The following is a 13538-nucleotide window of genomic DNA, read 5'->3' as shown; positions in this document are numbered from 1 at the left end:
AATAGCAGCATGGGCCCTGAACTCAATCCGAAACTGCGCTACCTGGCCACGGGCAGTCTGCTCGCCCTGATCGTGCTCTGTCTGGCCTGGGAAACCTGGCTGGCGCCGGTGCGTCCGGGCGGATCCTGGCTGCTGCTCAAAGCCTTGCCCTTGGCTTTTCCGCTGCGTGGGATCATGCGGGGCAATGTTTATACCTATCAATGGGCCAGCATGCTGTCCTTGCTCTACCTGATGGAAGGGGTGGTGCGAGCGATGTCCGACCCGGCGCCGCTGTCGGCCGGTTTGGGCTTGCTGGAGGCTGCGCTGGCGGCCACCTTCTTTCTGGCGGCTATTTTTTACGTGCGGCCGGCCAAACGCGCCGCGCGGCGGGAGCGCGCCTGATGCATCACAAGTTGGATGACCTCGTTCTGGACAACAGTTTCGCGGCACTGCCAGAAGCTTTCTATACCCGGCTGCAGCCGCAGGCGCCCAGCAATCCTCGTCTGTTGCACGCCAATGCCGAGGCGGCGGCGCTGATCGGGCTGGCACCGCAAGCCTTGCAGTCGCCGGCTTTTCTGGCGGTGGCCTCCGGGCAGCAGCCTTTGCCGGGCGGCGACACGCTGGCCGCGGTCTATAGCGGCCATCAGTTCGGTGTGTGGGCAGGGCAATTGGGCGACGGGCGCGCGCATTTGCTGGGGGAAGTGGTCGGCCCCGATGGCAGTTGGGAACTGCAATTGAAGGGGGCGGGCCTGACGCCCTACTCCCGCATGGGCGACGGCCGTGCCGTACTGCGTTCGTCAGTACGGGAGTACCTGGCCAGCGAGGCCATGCACGGGTTGGGTATTCCGACCACGCGGGCGCTGGCGCTGGTGGTCTCCGATGATCCGGTCATGCGCGAGACGCGGGAGACCGCTGCCATTGTGACGCGCATGTCGCCCAGCTTCGTGCGATTTGGCTCGTTTGAGCATTGGTCCTCCCGGCGCGACCCGGAGCGATTGCAGTTGCTGGTGGATTACGTCATCGACAAGTTCTATCCCGCGGCTCGCGACGCCGGCGGCGAACAGGGCGCGGTGCTGGCATTGTTGGGAGAGGTCAGCCGGCGCACCGCGCATTTGATGGCCGACTGGCAGTCGGTAGGGTTCTGCCATGGCGTCATGAACACGGACAACATGTCCATCCTGGGGCTGACGCTGGACTACGGTCCCTATGGCTTTATGGACGGCTTCCAATTGGGGCACGTGTGCAATCACTCCGACACGCAAGGGCGTTACGCCTGGAACCGCCAGCCTTCCGTGGCGCTGTGGAATTTGTACCGGCTGGCCGGCAGCCTGCATACGCTGGTGCCGGATGCACAAGCGTTGCGGGCCGTGCTGGCCGAGTATGAGGCCATTTTCACGCGCGCGTTTCATGCGCGCATGGCCGCTAAGTTGGGCGTGTCCGATTGGCACGCCGACGACGAAGCGCTCATCGATGACCTGCTGCGCCTGATGCATGAAAGCCGCGCCGACTTCACGCTGACCTTCCGCGCCGTGGCGCATGCCGTGCGCGGCGACGTCGGCCCCTTGCTGGATGGCTTTATCGACCGCGAGGCAGCTCGTGCCTGGTGGGATAGCTTGGCTGCGCGGCAGGCGCTTGACGGCCGTAGTGCCCAAGGCAGGGCGGAGGCGATGGATGCCGTTAATCCGCTTTACGTGCTGCGCAATCATCTGGCCGAGCAGGCCATCCGCGCTGCGGCCCAGGGAGACGCCAGCGAGATCGATCGCTTGATGGCGCTGCTGCGCCACCCGTATCAGGCCCAGCCCCATGCCGAGGCCTACGCTGCGTTGCCTCCCGATTGGGCCAGCGATCTGGCGGTCAGCTGCTCCTCCTGAAAGTCCGCTGCGTCTTTACCACAACGTCCCCTTCAATCTCTTTGGGAAAACCCCTGTGTCCCGGGTAGAATTTAGAAACACTATGTCATAGGGTGATGCCGGTTACGCGTGCCGGTGTCCTTCCATTTATCGGAGTTTGGGGGAAGGCATGCTGTCAATGGAAAGTCTGTTGCGTATCGGTCTTCTCGAAGATGACGAGGATTTCCGCGAGGAGCTGGCGCTCGGTCTGGAGGGTTACGGCTTCAAAGTGGTGTTTGGCTGCGGCGATTCCGCGTCTTTCCACGAGGCCGTCCAGACCCACCCCTGCGACATTGTGATCATCGATGCCAATGTCCCGGGCGAGGATGGTTTCTCCGTGGCCACCCGCTTGCGGGCGCATAGCCACCTGGGCATCGTCATGCTCACAGGCCGCGGCACCCTGGAAGACCGGGTGCGCGGGCTCGAAGGGGGGGCAGACGTCTACCTGACCAAACCGGTTGATCTGCTCGAACTGAGTTCGGTGATACGCAGCCTGGCGCGCCGCATGCGCTTGGCGCGTTCGGCGGCTCAGGAAGACTCGATCGCGGCTGCGCCGTCGGGAGCCCGCCAGCCCGGGCAACCCTGGTCGTTGATGGATGGCGGCTGGGTGCTGGCCTGCCCGGATGGCGGTGCGCTGCACTTGAACGCGCAGGAGCGCGTGTTTCTCATGACATTGATGCAAAGCGCCGGTGAGGCGGTGACACGTCAAGTCATGGCCGAGATCATTCAGCCGGACGATCCGGCCAAGTTCGAACCGCGCCGCGTGGATGTCATGGTCAGCAGATTGCGTTCCAAAGCGCAGTCCGCGGGTTTCAAGCTGCCCGTGCTGTCTGTGCGCGGCCAGGGCTACGTCTTCGTCGCCTGAGGCCAGGCTTCAGGCCTGATCCTCGGCCAGGGCCGGCGCGGACGGTCCGCTGGCGGGCAGCGCGATAATGAATCGGGCTCCCATGCCCGGCCGGAATTGGGCGGTTAGGTTGCCGTCCTGGCTCAGGCAGATCTCGCGCGCTAAATGCAAGCCCAGCCCCAAGCCCGGGGTCTCGCGGTGCGCCGTGCTGCGAAAGTGGGGCTCGAAGATCGCTTCCGTCTCATCCTCGTCCAGGCCAGGGCCGTTGTCCGAAACAGCCAGCCAGGCCATGGCCTGTGCGTCGTGAGCCGCCGCGATGCCGGCGTCGATGACGACGGGTTGATCCGCCGGAGAATACTTGATTGCGTTCTGAATCAGATTGCGCAGGACCAGCGCAGTTAGCAAGGGATCGCAGCGCGCCGGGGCGGGAGATTCGTGACGAACGATGAGCGGATGCGCGCTGTCGGCTTGCATGCTGGCGCAAACGTTGTGCGCCAGTTCGCCCAGGTCAACGATTTCCAGCCGTGGCGCCATGACCTGGTCGTCGCGGCGCTCAGGGCTGAGCATCTGGTCGATGATGTCTATCATCCGGCCCACGGCGCGGCGGATGCGTGCCAGGCGTCTGTCGACTTCCTGGCCGCTGCCGGCCAGAATGGTTTCGAGGGATTGCGCCGCGGCACTGATCGTGGCCGCGGGCGTGCGCAGTTCGTGCGAAAGCAGGGCCTGCAATTGCCGGTGCGATTGGAGCGCGCCAGCCATCTCGGTGAGACGGCGTTCGCTGTGTTCCTGGCGCTTCATGAGGAAACCGGGCTCGGGCGTGGGAACGGGTTCCAGACGCAGGCCGGGATGGACGCTGGCCGGCTCCGGCACCGCGCTTTCGATTGCCAGGCGCTTGAGGGCAATGAATCCCAGCGAGGAGACCAAGGCGGTCTGGCCTTCATCTTGCGCGCCGCTGGCGTAGGCGGGGATGTTCAAAGCCAGGGCGGTGCGCACGAGGGTTGCGGCCAACTGGCGGTTGCCCGGGCTGCTGGCCAGGCTGCGCACAAATCCGCCCCCGACTTTGAGATAGGCCAGGGGCAATTGGTGGAGTTTCTCGATCGCTGACAACTGTTCGGTCAGGCGCTGCACGCTGACCCGGGCGCCGGCCGAGGCGCAGATCTCGCCCAGGGCGCGCACGGTCTCGTCGTCATCGACCACACTGTGAGCGTCGATTTCCAGAATCAAGTAGCGGCTTTGGGCTGGCCGGTCGTCCAGCAGTGCCTTGACGCGCGCCAGGAACTGCGGCTGCGCCAGCGATGCCTGCGCCACCGCGACGACCAGCGGCGTCGCCTGCCGGGAGCGCGTATCCAGCGCCAGCCGGATGGCCTGTATGTCGCAGTCGGCGGCCAGACCGAGCCGTGCGGCAGGCGGCATGAAAGCCGAGGCGGGCAGGGCATCGGCGCTGCGCAGCATCATGCGCGCTTCTTCGTGCAGCAGGCGGCCCGCGCTGTCGGTGCGGGCGTGGATTTCGAGATAGAAGCGATGCTCGTCCAGCGCCTGGGTGATCAGATCCTGCCAACGGTACTCGCCGTCCATGCGCCGCTCGCCGGCGATCTCGGCCATCTGCAGGACGTCGTCGTTGGCGGTCTCGGCGCGCATGAGCGCATTGTCCAGACGTGCCAGCACCGCACCGACCTCTTCGCCGGCTTCGTAGCGGCCCAGCGCGATGGCCCAGCGGCACCATTCGTGCTGGCGCAAGGGGAGCCGCCGCAACCGCAATTCGCGGCGCACGCGTTCGCTCAGCGCCAGCGCCGGTTGCGCAGCCAGGCCGGGCAGCAGGGCGACGAAGTCCGAACCGTTGAGGCGGGCCAGCATGGCTTGCGGACCGGCTTGCTCACGGATGGTTTGCTGCAGTTGTGCGGCGCTCAGGCGCAGCCACTGATCGGTGGCGTCGTGGTGCATGCGCCGATTGATCTCCGCCATGTCGCGCTGACGGAATATCAGGACATGGCCGCTGGCCATCTCCGCCTCTGCGCGCAACAGATCGCGAAAGCGCTCGAAGAAGGTCTTGCGGTTGGGCAGCCGGGTGACGGGTTCGCGCGTGGCCTCGTTCTCGAGCATGGCGATGCGCTGTTGCAACCGGGCGACGACCTGTTCGTGCTCGCGGCGATTCTTGGCCAAGGCTTCGCGCACGGGCATGAGATCGGTGAGCTCAGCGCTTTGGCCGTCGTCCTGGCCGCGCGCGGCGCGCGCCAGCGACTGCAGCGGACCCTGACGCATCCAGCGCATGAGGTGGCGCACATACAGGCACCAGCCCAGTGTGGCCAGGATAAACAGGGCAATCTGCAGCCCCAGCCCGGTGAGATAGGCCTGAGGAGTCGCGTCGTCGGGCGCGGCATAGGCGACCACGTGGCCCTCACTGCCGCCGTCGGCGCTTTGATAGGGGCTGCGGGCCAGAACGGCCAGGTCGGGAGGCGGCTCGGCGGCGGCGGGCCATAGCGGAATGCTGCGTCCCAAGGACGCTTCGTCGATGCGCAGCCGGGGGCCCTGCGCGCTGGCGGCAGGTAATCGGTCCAGCCAGTCCTGCGAGCTGCCTTCAAATCGGCCGATGGCCCAGGCCAGGCTGCTGGCCGCCTCCCGCGCCTGGTCGATTTGATACATTTCGGCATCCCGCTTGGCCGCCCACAGGCTGGTGAGCAGCGTGCCAAACAGCAGCAGTCCCATCAGCAGGACGATGCTCAACAACAGATGCAGTGAAAGACGCATAGGGGGCCGGTTGGGGGTCCATGGTTCGCCGTCACCTGATCTCGGCGGCAAGAATCAAAACATTACTGATTGTATTGGCAAATGTCCCGTGCAGCGGAGAAAGATTGGGGATTTAGGGACAAATACCCAGTCTTATTTAGGCCATTTCATGCATAATTCCGCTGATCCCTGATTTAGGGGTGCTAGGGGTCACCCTAGGGATGGGTCCGTGCCACAGAAACGGACGCTGTGCTCGCTGAAACGAGGGGGCTCCGTGGGCTTGGATGACCTGGTGAGACAGTGTCTGCTGCCGGGAGTGGTGCTGTTTGCCATTTGCGTTCTGTTTTTCGTGATCCGGGAGCATCGGCTGCGCCGCCGCCTCTCGCGCGATTCCTCCACCCTTGCCTTGACGCCCGACAGCCTGCGCTGCCGCGCGCAAAGCTCGATGCACCGCGTCGGCCAAGGGGCCGTCTTTCTGGTCAAGCTGATTCATCATCCGGCCTTGAGCGCCATGTTGGCCGTCGAGGATAACCGGGCTTTGCTCGCCATGGTGGCCTCCCGTCTGGAGCAGCAGTCCGATGACTTCCTGGTGGCGCGGTATGCCAGCGATTCGTTTCTGATCTGGGCGCCCGCCGCCCAGGCTTGGGAAATCCCCGAATTTGCGCCGCACATCCTCGAACAGCTTTCCTGGCCGTATGAGTTACGCGGCCAGCCATTGATCGTGGATTTTCGCATTGCCGCAGCCGCTTACCCCGATCATGGCGATGGCTTCGATGAACTGGAGCGCGGCGTGCAGATTGCGCTCATGCAGATGGATGAGGACGGGCCGCACTGGAATGTCTTCGAGCCGGCGATGCTGGAGCGTCAGCGGCATTACCAGGGTTTGGAGCACGATCTGCGCGTCGCGCTGGCCTCGTCTTCGATGGACCAGTTCGAGATCCATTATCAGCCCGTCTTCGATACCCGCACCGGCAATATCGAGGGCTGTGAGGCGCTGTTGCGATGGCATCATCCGGTGCACGGCAACGTTTCGCCCGCCATCGCGATCGAGCTGGCCGAGCGCACCGGCCTGATCGTGGGGCTGGGCGCCTGGGTGCTCGATACGGCGTGCGCGCGCGCAGCGACCTGGCCGTCGCATTGGCGTTTGCATGTGAACGTCTCGGTGCGCCAGATGTATGCCGAGGAGCTGCCCACCCAGGTCGCCCATACCCTGGCCAACACCCGTCTGGCGCCGCATCGCCTGGTACTGGAGATCACGGAGTCGCTCTTTATCCTGCAATACGAGCGGCATGTGGCCACGCTCAATGGTTTGCGCGCGCGCGGCGTGCAGGTGGCGCTGGACGATTTCGGCGCCGGTTATTCCAGCCTGACCCATTTGCGTCGCCTGCCCATTGATTGGGTGAAGGTCGATCGGGGATTCATCGCTGAACTCGAGTCCGATACGGTCAGCCAGGAGGTCGTGTCCGCACTCCTGGGAATGTGCCGGGCGCTGGGCCTGATGGTGGTGGCCGAAGGCATAGAAACCGAAGCGCAACGCGACATCCTGAGCCGGCTGGGGTGCCATTTCATGCAGGGTTTTCTGCTGGGGCGCCCTGTGCCCGCGCACCAGATCCGGGTTCTGGCGTCTTCGGTGTCATAATCGAGTCTGCCCAAAAAACGTACCTCGCAGATCCGCTATGTCTGGCAATACCCTTGGTTCTCTGTTTCGCGTCACCAATTTCGGTGAATCCCACGGTCCGGCCATTGGCTGCGTGGTGGACGGCTGTCCTCCGGGGTTGCCGCTGGAGGCCGCCGACATCCAACAGGAACTGGATCGCCGCCGTCCGGGCACCTCGCGCCACGTGACGCAGCGCCAGGAAGCCGACCAGGTCGAGATCCTGTCTGGCGTTTACGAAGGGGTGACGACCGGCACGCCCATCGGTCTGCTGATCCGCAATACCGATGCCCGTAGCAAGGATTATTCCAATATCGCCGACACCTTTCGTCCGGGGCATGCCGACTACGCCTACTGGAAGAAATTCGGCCAGCGCGACCCGCGCGGTGGGGGGCGCTCTTCGGCCCGCCTGACTGCGCCGACGGTCGCGGCGGGGGCCATTGCCAAAAAATGGCTGGCGCGCGAGTACGGAACGCAGGTGCGGGGCTATATGAGCCAGCTCGGGCCTATCGACATTCCCTTTGTTTCGTGGGATGACGTGCCCAACAATCCCTTTTACGCGCCGAATGCCGCCGTGCTGCCCGAGTTGGAGGCCTATATGGACCAACTGCGCCGTGACGGGGATTCCATCGGTGCGCGCATCGAGGTCGTGGCCGAGCATTTACCCGCCGGCTGGGGCGAGCCGATTTACGATCGCCTGGATGCCGACATCGCGCATGCCATGATGGGCTTGAATGCCGTCAAGGGCGTGGCCATCGGGGCGGGATTTGCCAGCATCGCGCAACGTGGCTCCGAGCACGGCGACGAAATCACGCCCGACGGTTTTCTGTCCAATCATGCCGGCGGCGTGCTGGGCGGCATTTCCACCGGGCAACCCGTGACGGTGTCGCTGGCCATCAAACCTACCTCCAGCATCCGTGTCGAGCGCCGCTCGGTCAATCGGGCGGGCGAGCCGGTCGTGGTGCAGACCCTGGGCCGCCATGATCCATGCGTAGGTATCCGTGCGACACCCATTGCCGAAGCGCTGCTGGCGCTGGTGCTGACCGACCACGCCCTGCGCCATCGCGGCCAGTGCGGTTGATTTTGGATCGTTCTTGAGGACATCCGATGCTGACAGGCTTGTGCCGATGGAGTGCGCCGCTGGCGATGCTGGTCTTGGCCGCCTGCGCCAGCATCAGCACCACCCAGTCGGGGGCCATCGGCGTCAATCGTACGCAATACATGTCCAGCCTGGTGCCCACGGCCCAGCTCGAGCAGGAGGCTAGCAAGCAGTACGGTGACACGCTGGCCAAAGCGAAGTCGCAAGGCTTGCTGGACAAGGATGCCGCCCAACTGAACCGCGTCAAGGCCATCTCTCAAAAACTGATCGCCCAGACCGCAGTATTTCGGCCCGACGCGGCCAAGTGGGCCTGGGAAGTCCACATGATCACGGCCGACGATATCAATGCCTGGTGCATGCCGGGCGGGAAAATCGCCGTCTATACCGGGTTGTTGAACCAGATCAAACCCACGGATGCCGAGTTGGCTGCCGTGCTGGGCCATGAAATCGCCCATGCTTTGCGCGAGCATGCGCGTGAGCGGGTGTCGCAACAGATGGCGACTAATATCGGCCTGTCGGTTCTATCGATTGCGACCGGCTCGCAGCAGGCCGCCGATCTGGGCTCGCGGTTAAGCGAAGTGATGTTCACCCTGCCCAACAGCCGCACGCACGAAAGCGAGGCCGATTTGATGGGTCTGGAGCTCGCTGCCCGCGCCGGTTACGATCCGCGTGCCGCGGTGACGCTGTGGCAAAAAATGGGCGCGGCCCAGAGCGGACAGGCGTCGCCGGAGTTTTTGTCCACGCATCCGTCGGCCAGTACCCGCATCGCCGATTTGCGGCAGGCATCCGAGCGCGTGTTGCCCTTGTACGAGCAGGCGCGGCGTTAGCGCTGCGCTGCAGTCAGTGCCCGGTTCTGGCGGGCCGCACGCCGTGCACCAGCAAGGCCAGTTGCAGTCGATCGGCAACCCCGACTTTTTCGAATACCGCGGACAGATGGGCTTTGACGGTGCGTTCGGTGATGCCAAGCTGCGCCGCGATTTGCGCATTGGATTGCCCGCCCGACGCATGGCGTGCGACGGTGGCTTCGCGTTCAGTCAGCAGGCCGCTTCCCCAGTCCGTGGCTGCACGAGTGCGTCCGTCGCTGGCCTGCAGCAGCCGCGCTACTAAAGACCTGCCCATCCACATGCCGCCTTCGGCGACGACGCCGAGCGCCTGGCCCAGCTCTGACGGGCCTGCGTATCCGTTGCAGTAGCCGCGTGCGCCGGCCCCCAGGGCCTGGGTGCCTTGCTCGTCACTGGGATGGCGGCTGGCCACGACCAGGGCCAAATTCTGTGTCATCTGCGGCCAGCGCGGATCCTGCCAATGGGGGCGACGCGGCAAGTCGGCGTCGATCATCGCGACGCCCCGGCCTTGCTCGCGCCAGCGCACGAGGTCATGGGTCTGGCGTCCGCGAGCGGGCAGCCAGCGCGTATCCAACTGGCGCCAATGCTGCCAAAGCAGGTCGTCATGGGTGATCAACAGGACGGGCGTTGGTTTCATGGCTCCTTGGGTGCCAGGGCATCGGCGCGGGCCTGGGCCATCATGCGCGGATGTTTCCAAAGGGCGCGGGCTTGTTCAGGAGCGAAACACCGCCGTCGGGGAGGGTGCGTTTGCCGCAGCCAACAGCAGGGGTGGCAGGGCGGAGGCGTCGAGACTGAGGGGGGCGGGACCTTGCTCCCGGATTGTTCGATACAACCACGTCTCTCTGACGTAGTGCCCGCAGGCCTGCGTTATCGATAACTCTCGACGTGATGCATGACATGTTTGCCGACATGAAGCTCAGTAACGGGCGAGGGCGCGATAGGCGGCAGATTTATATATTGCAATTGAATTGAAATATTTCGCATCGTTGCAATGCCATCGCCAACGGTCAGCCTCGCCGGAATCGTGACACGTAAGTATATCTTCCTAAATGCTTCATAAACAGCGATCTCTGCGAAGACCGCCCATGGGGCCGGCGGCTATGGTCAGCGGGGCGGACGCTGTCTTTCCGAGAGCGAGGGGGGTAGTGTTTGTACTAGTATTAATGGTTGAATTGTACTAGCTTGATACCCTGGGCATAATCGCTGCATGCCGCACGGCCCCGATGGCCGCAGGCGGTTTGCCCAACAGCAGAGCATATCCATGGCCCAAACCCTTTACGACAAACTCTGGGACGCGCACGTCGTCCATCAGGAAACAGACGGTACCTGTCTGCTCTATATCGATCGTCACCTCTTGCACGAGGTGACCAGCCCCCAGGCTTTCGAGGGCTTGACCATCGCCGGTCGCAAGCCCTGGCGCATCAGCGCCAATCTGGCCGTGGCTGACCACAATGTCCCCACGCTCAATCGTGCTCAGGGGATCGCCGATCCGGTCTCGCGTCTGCAGGTCGATACGCTGGACAGCAACTGCGATAAATACGGTATCACCGAGTTCCGGATGACGGATCTGCGTCAGGGCATCGTGCACGTGATCGGCCCGGAGCAGGGCGCAACCCTGCCTGGCATGACCGTGGTTTGCGGCGACTCGCACACCAGCACGCACGGTGCGATGGGCGCGTTGGCCTTTGGCATCGGCACCTCCGAAGTCGAGCACGTGCTGGCCACGCAAACGCTCTTGATGAAGAAAGCCAAGAGCATGCTGATCAGCGTGGATGGCGAATTGCCCTTCGGCTGTACCGCCAAGGATGTCGTGCTTCATATCATCGGCATCATCGGCACGGCGGGCGGCACGGGCCACGCCATCGAATTTGCCGGCAGCGCCATCCGTGGTCTGTCGATGGAAGGCCGCATGACGGTCTGTAATATGGCCATCGAGGCGGGTGCGCGTTCGGGCATGGTGGCCGTCGATGAAAAAACCATCGAATATTTCCGCAATCGCCCCTTCTCGCCGGTCGGCGTGCTGTGGGATCAGGCCGTCAATTACTGGCGCACTCTGCACTCCGATGAGGGAGCCAAGTTCGACAGCGTGGTGCGTGTCAACGCCCAGGAAATCAAACCGCAGGTCACTTGGGGCACTTCGCCCGAAATGGTCCTGCCGGTCGATGGCCGCGTGCCTGATCCCGATCGCGAAAAGGATGAGGTCAAGCGCAGCGGCATGGAGCGTGCCCTGCAGTACATGGGCCTGACGCCCAATACGCCGTTGGTCGATATCCGGGTCGATCGGGTCTTTATCGGCTCGTGCACGAACTCGCGTATCGAGGATTTGCGCGCCGCCGCCGCGGTGGCGCGCGGCAAACGTGTGGCGGCCAATGTGCGCCAGGCGATGGTGGTGCCGGGCTCGGGCCTGGTCAAGCAGCAGGCCGAGCGCGAGGGGCTGGACAAAATTTTCGTCGACGCCGGTTTTGAATGGCGCGAACCGGGTTGCTCCATGTGCCTGGCCATGAATGCCGACCGCCTGGAGCCGGGCGAGCGTTGCGCCTCGACCTCGAATCGCAATTTCGAGGGTCGCCAGGGGCAGGGCGGGCGGACTCACCTCGTCAGCCCGGCCATGGCCGCGGCTGCCGCGGTGGCAGGCCATTTCGTTGACGTGCGCAGCTATCGCTGAGCGGGGATTCTCATGCAAGCATTTACATTTCACGAAGGTTTGGTCGCGCCGCTGGATCGCGAGAACGTCGACACCGACCTCATCATTCCCAAGCAGTTTCTGAAGTCCATCAAGCGCACGGGCTTCGGGCCCAACTTGTTCGACGAGTTGCGCTACCTGGACCATGGCGAACCGGGCATGGACAACAGCAAGCGTCCGCTCAATCCGGATTTCGTGCTGAACCAACCGCGTTATCAGGGCGCATCGGTGCTGTTGGGCCGCAAGAATTTCGGTTGCGGCTCGAGCCGCGAGCATGCTCCCTGGGCCTTGCAGCAGTTTGGCTTTCGCGCCATCATCGCGCCTTCTTACGCGGACATTTTCTTCAATAACAGTTTCAAGAACGGGCTTCTGCCCATCGTTCTGACGGAACTCGAGGTGGCCCGTTTGTTTGACGAGGTCAAGGCCTTTCCGGGCTACAAGCTGAAGATCGATCTGGAGCGCCAGGTCGTCATCGGCGCCGACGGCCGCGAAATGGGTTTCGATATCGATGCGTTCCGCAAATACTGTCTGCTCAATGGATTCGACGACATCGGCCTGACTCTGCGTCAGTCTGACAAGATCCGCGCCTTTGAAGCCGAGCGGCTGGCCCGCCATCCCTGGCTCGAGAGCCGGCCCGTGGCCTGATCGGCCGGTCGTCTGCATAACGCAAACCGGGCATCGGTGTGATGCCCGGCATTTTTTTGCCATCTAGAGGAAGTCCCATGACCCAGAAAATCGCAGTCCTGCCCGGTGACGGGATCGGCCCGGAGATCGTCGAGCAGGCAGTGCGTGTCCTCAAGGCGCTGGATCTGCCCTTGGAACTGAGCGAAGCCAAAGTGGGCGGCGCCGCGTTCGATGAGTTCGAGCATCCCTTGCCGCCCGCCACGCTGGAGTTGGCCAAGTCTTCCCGCGCGGTCTTGTTCGGCGCCGTGGGCGATTGGAAGTACGACAGTCTGCCGCGCGAGTTCCGTCCGGAGCAGGCGATTCTGGGGTTGCGCAAGGCCTTGGGCCTGTTTGCCAATCTGCGTCCGGCCATTCTCTATCCCGAGCTGGCCAGCGCCTCTTCGCTCAAGCCGGAAATCGTGGCCGGGCTGGACATCGTCATCATCCGCGAACTGACCGGCGATATCTACTTCGGCACGCCGCGTGGCGTGCGTAGCGCAGCCGATGGTCAGTTCTCCGGTGAGCGCGAGGGTTACGACACGATGCGTTACGCCGAGACCGAAGTGCGCCGCATCGCGCGCGTGGGTTTCGAGACCGCCCGCAAGCGCAACAAGAAACTGTGCAGCGTCGACAAGGCCAACGTGCTGGAGACCTCGCAGTTCTGGCGTGATCTGGTGATCGAGACCGCGCGCGACTATCCCGATGTGGAGCTGTCGCACATGTATGTGGATAACGCCGCGATGCAACTGGTGCGTAACCCGCGCCAGTTCGATGTCATCGTCACCGGCAACCTGTTTGGCGACATTCTTTCCGATGAGGCGGCCATGCTGACCGGGTCCATCGGCATGCTGCCTTCGGCTTCTTTGAATGCCAGCGGGCAGGGTCTGTACGAGCCCAGCCACGGCTCGGCGCCCGACATCGCCGGCAAGGGAGTGGCCAATCCGCTGGCGACCATCCTGTCGGCGGCCATGCTGCTGCGTTACTCCCTGGAACAGGCGGGTCAGGCCGACCGTATCGAAGCCGCCGTGCGCAAGGTGCTGGCTCAGGGCCTGCGTACCGCAGACATCTACGAGGCCGGCACGACCAAGGTCAGCACGTCGCAGATGGGCGACGCCGTCCTCAAAGCGCTGGGTTGAGTTCGACGTCGAGCCGGCGGCGGCC

11 protein-coding genes are annotated in these 13538 nt (G+C 63.9%); 9 read left to right on the top strand and 2 right to left on the bottom strand.

Annotated features, from left to right (window positions below; translation table 11 throughout):
- Nucleotides 1-9 precede the first annotated feature (9 nt).
- The 3 genes from CAL22_RS12695 to CAL22_RS12685 all read left to right on the top strand — a co-directional run bounded on the left by CAL22_RS12695 (nucleotide 10) and on the right by CAL22_RS12685 (nucleotide 2733).
- Nucleotides 10-381, top strand: a complete 372-nt coding sequence (locus tag CAL22_RS12695) for a DUF2069 domain-containing protein (protein WP_094813816.1) — start codon at nucleotides 10-12, stop codon at nucleotides 379-381.
- Nucleotides 381-1850 (top strand): protein adenylyltransferase SelO, encoded by a 1470-nt coding sequence (locus CAL22_RS12690; protein ID WP_167383631.1) that lies wholly within the window; start codon nucleotides 381-383, stop codon nucleotides 1848-1850. Before CAL22_RS12695 ends, CAL22_RS12690 begins: the two co-directional genes overlap by 1 nt.
- 148 nt (nucleotides 1851-1998) lie before the next feature.
- Nucleotides 1999-2733: a response regulator transcription factor gene (locus CAL22_RS12685; RefSeq protein ID WP_094813814.1), complete on the top strand. Its 735-nt coding sequence runs from the start codon at nucleotides 1999-2001 to the stop codon at nucleotides 2731-2733.
- A 9-nt stretch (nucleotides 2734-2742) separates the two neighbouring features.
- Here CAL22_RS12685 and CAL22_RS12680 read toward each other — a convergent pair whose 3' ends face one another.
- Entirely contained in the window at nucleotides 2743-5457 is a 2715-nt protein-coding gene (locus CAL22_RS12680; RefSeq protein WP_094813812.1) for an EAL domain-containing protein, read from the bottom strand.
- Between the two features lie 253 nt (nucleotides 5458-5710).
- On the opposite strand from CAL22_RS12680, the gene CAL22_RS12675 reads away from it, so the two are divergent.
- The 3 genes from CAL22_RS12675 to CAL22_RS12665 are packed head-to-tail and all read left to right on the top strand — an operon-like array spanning nucleotide 5711 to nucleotide 9016.
- Nucleotides 5711-7075, top strand: coding sequence for a putative bifunctional diguanylate cyclase/phosphodiesterase (locus tag CAL22_RS12675; RefSeq protein ID WP_094813810.1), 1365 nt, complete (start codon nucleotides 5711-5713; stop codon nucleotides 7073-7075).
- A 37-nt stretch (nucleotides 7076-7112) separates the two neighbouring features.
- On the top strand, nucleotides 7113-8171 hold the full coding sequence (gene aroC, locus CAL22_RS12670; RefSeq protein ID WP_094813809.1) for a chorismate synthase: 1059 nt from the start codon (nucleotides 7113-7115) through the stop codon (nucleotides 8169-8171).
- A gap of 26 nt (nucleotides 8172-8197) precedes the next feature.
- The gene (locus CAL22_RS12665; protein ID WP_094813808.1) at nucleotides 8198-9016 is read left to right on the top strand and encodes a M48 family metallopeptidase; all 819 of its coding nucleotides are present in this window, start codon (nucleotides 8198-8200) and stop codon (nucleotides 9014-9016) included.
- Nucleotides 9017-9029: 13 nt separating this feature from the next.
- Here the strand turns inward: CAL22_RS12665 and CAL22_RS21225 are convergent, their stop codons facing one another.
- The gene (locus CAL22_RS21225) at nucleotides 9030-9668 is read right to left on the bottom strand and encodes a response regulator transcription factor (RefSeq protein WP_094813807.1); all 639 of its coding nucleotides are present in this window, start codon (nucleotides 9666-9668) and stop codon (nucleotides 9030-9032) included.
- Nucleotides 9669-10292: 624 nt separating this feature from the next.
- On the opposite strand from CAL22_RS21225, the gene leuC reads away from it, so the two are divergent.
- The 3 genes from leuC to leuB all read left to right on the top strand — a co-directional run bounded on the left by leuC (nucleotide 10293) and on the right by leuB (nucleotide 13513).
- Nucleotides 10293-11696: a 3-isopropylmalate dehydratase large subunit gene (gene leuC, locus CAL22_RS12655; protein WP_094816565.1), complete on the top strand. Its 1404-nt coding sequence runs from the start codon at nucleotides 10293-10295 to the stop codon at nucleotides 11694-11696.
- 12 nt (nucleotides 11697-11708) lie between these two features.
- Complete coding sequence (gene leuD, locus CAL22_RS12650; protein WP_094813806.1) at nucleotides 11709-12359, top strand: 3-isopropylmalate dehydratase small subunit; 651 nt, start codon at nucleotides 11709-11711, stop codon at nucleotides 12357-12359.
- Between the two features lie 77 nt (nucleotides 12360-12436).
- Complete coding sequence (gene leuB, locus CAL22_RS12645) at nucleotides 12437-13513, top strand: 3-isopropylmalate dehydrogenase (protein WP_094813805.1); 1077 nt, start codon at nucleotides 12437-12439, stop codon at nucleotides 13511-13513.
- Nucleotides 13514-13538 lie beyond the last annotated feature (25 nt).

The sequence above is a fragment of the Bordetella genomosp. 12 genome (genome assembly GCF_002261355.1).
Lineage (GTDB): Bacteria > Pseudomonadota > Gammaproteobacteria > Burkholderiales > Burkholderiaceae_B > Bordetella.
Note: the sequence above shows the minus strand (reverse complement) of the source record. Positions and strands in the feature narration are given on the sequence as shown.

What these genes read in the sequence shown, in the direction of transcription:
- leuD (WP_094813806.1), top strand. Translation starts at nt 11,709, where the DNA reads ATGCAAGCATTTACATTTCACGAAGGTTTGGTCGCGCCGCTGGATCGC.
- leuC (WP_094816565.1), top strand. Translation starts at nt 10,293, where the DNA reads ATGGCCCAAACCCTTTACGACAAACTCTGGGACGCGCACGTCGTCCAT.
- CAL22_RS12680 (WP_094813812.1), bottom strand. Translation starts at nt 5,457, where the DNA reads ATGCGTCTTTCACTGCATCTGTTGTTGAGCATCGTCCTGCTGATGGGA.
- CAL22_RS21225 (WP_094813807.1), bottom strand. Translation starts at nt 9,668, where the DNA reads ATGAAACCAACGCCCGTCCTGTTGATCACCCATGACGACCTGCTTTGG.
- leuB (WP_094813805.1), top strand. Translation starts at nt 12,437, where the DNA reads ATGACCCAGAAAATCGCAGTCCTGCCCGGTGACGGGATCGGCCCGGAG.
- CAL22_RS12690 (WP_167383631.1), top strand. Translation starts at nt 381, where the DNA reads ATGCATCACAAGTTGGATGACCTCGTTCTGGACAACAGTTTCGCGGCA.
- aroC (WP_094813809.1), top strand. Translation starts at nt 7,113, where the DNA reads ATGTCTGGCAATACCCTTGGTTCTCTGTTTCGCGTCACCAATTTCGGT.
- CAL22_RS12685 (WP_094813814.1), top strand. Translation starts at nt 1,999, where the DNA reads ATGCTGTCAATGGAAAGTCTGTTGCGTATCGGTCTTCTCGAAGATGAC.
- CAL22_RS12695 (WP_094813816.1), top strand. Translation starts at nt 10, where the DNA reads ATGGGCCCTGAACTCAATCCGAAACTGCGCTACCTGGCCACGGGCAGT.
- CAL22_RS12665 (WP_094813808.1), top strand. Translation starts at nt 8,198, where the DNA reads ATGCTGACAGGCTTGTGCCGATGGAGTGCGCCGCTGGCGATGCTGGTC.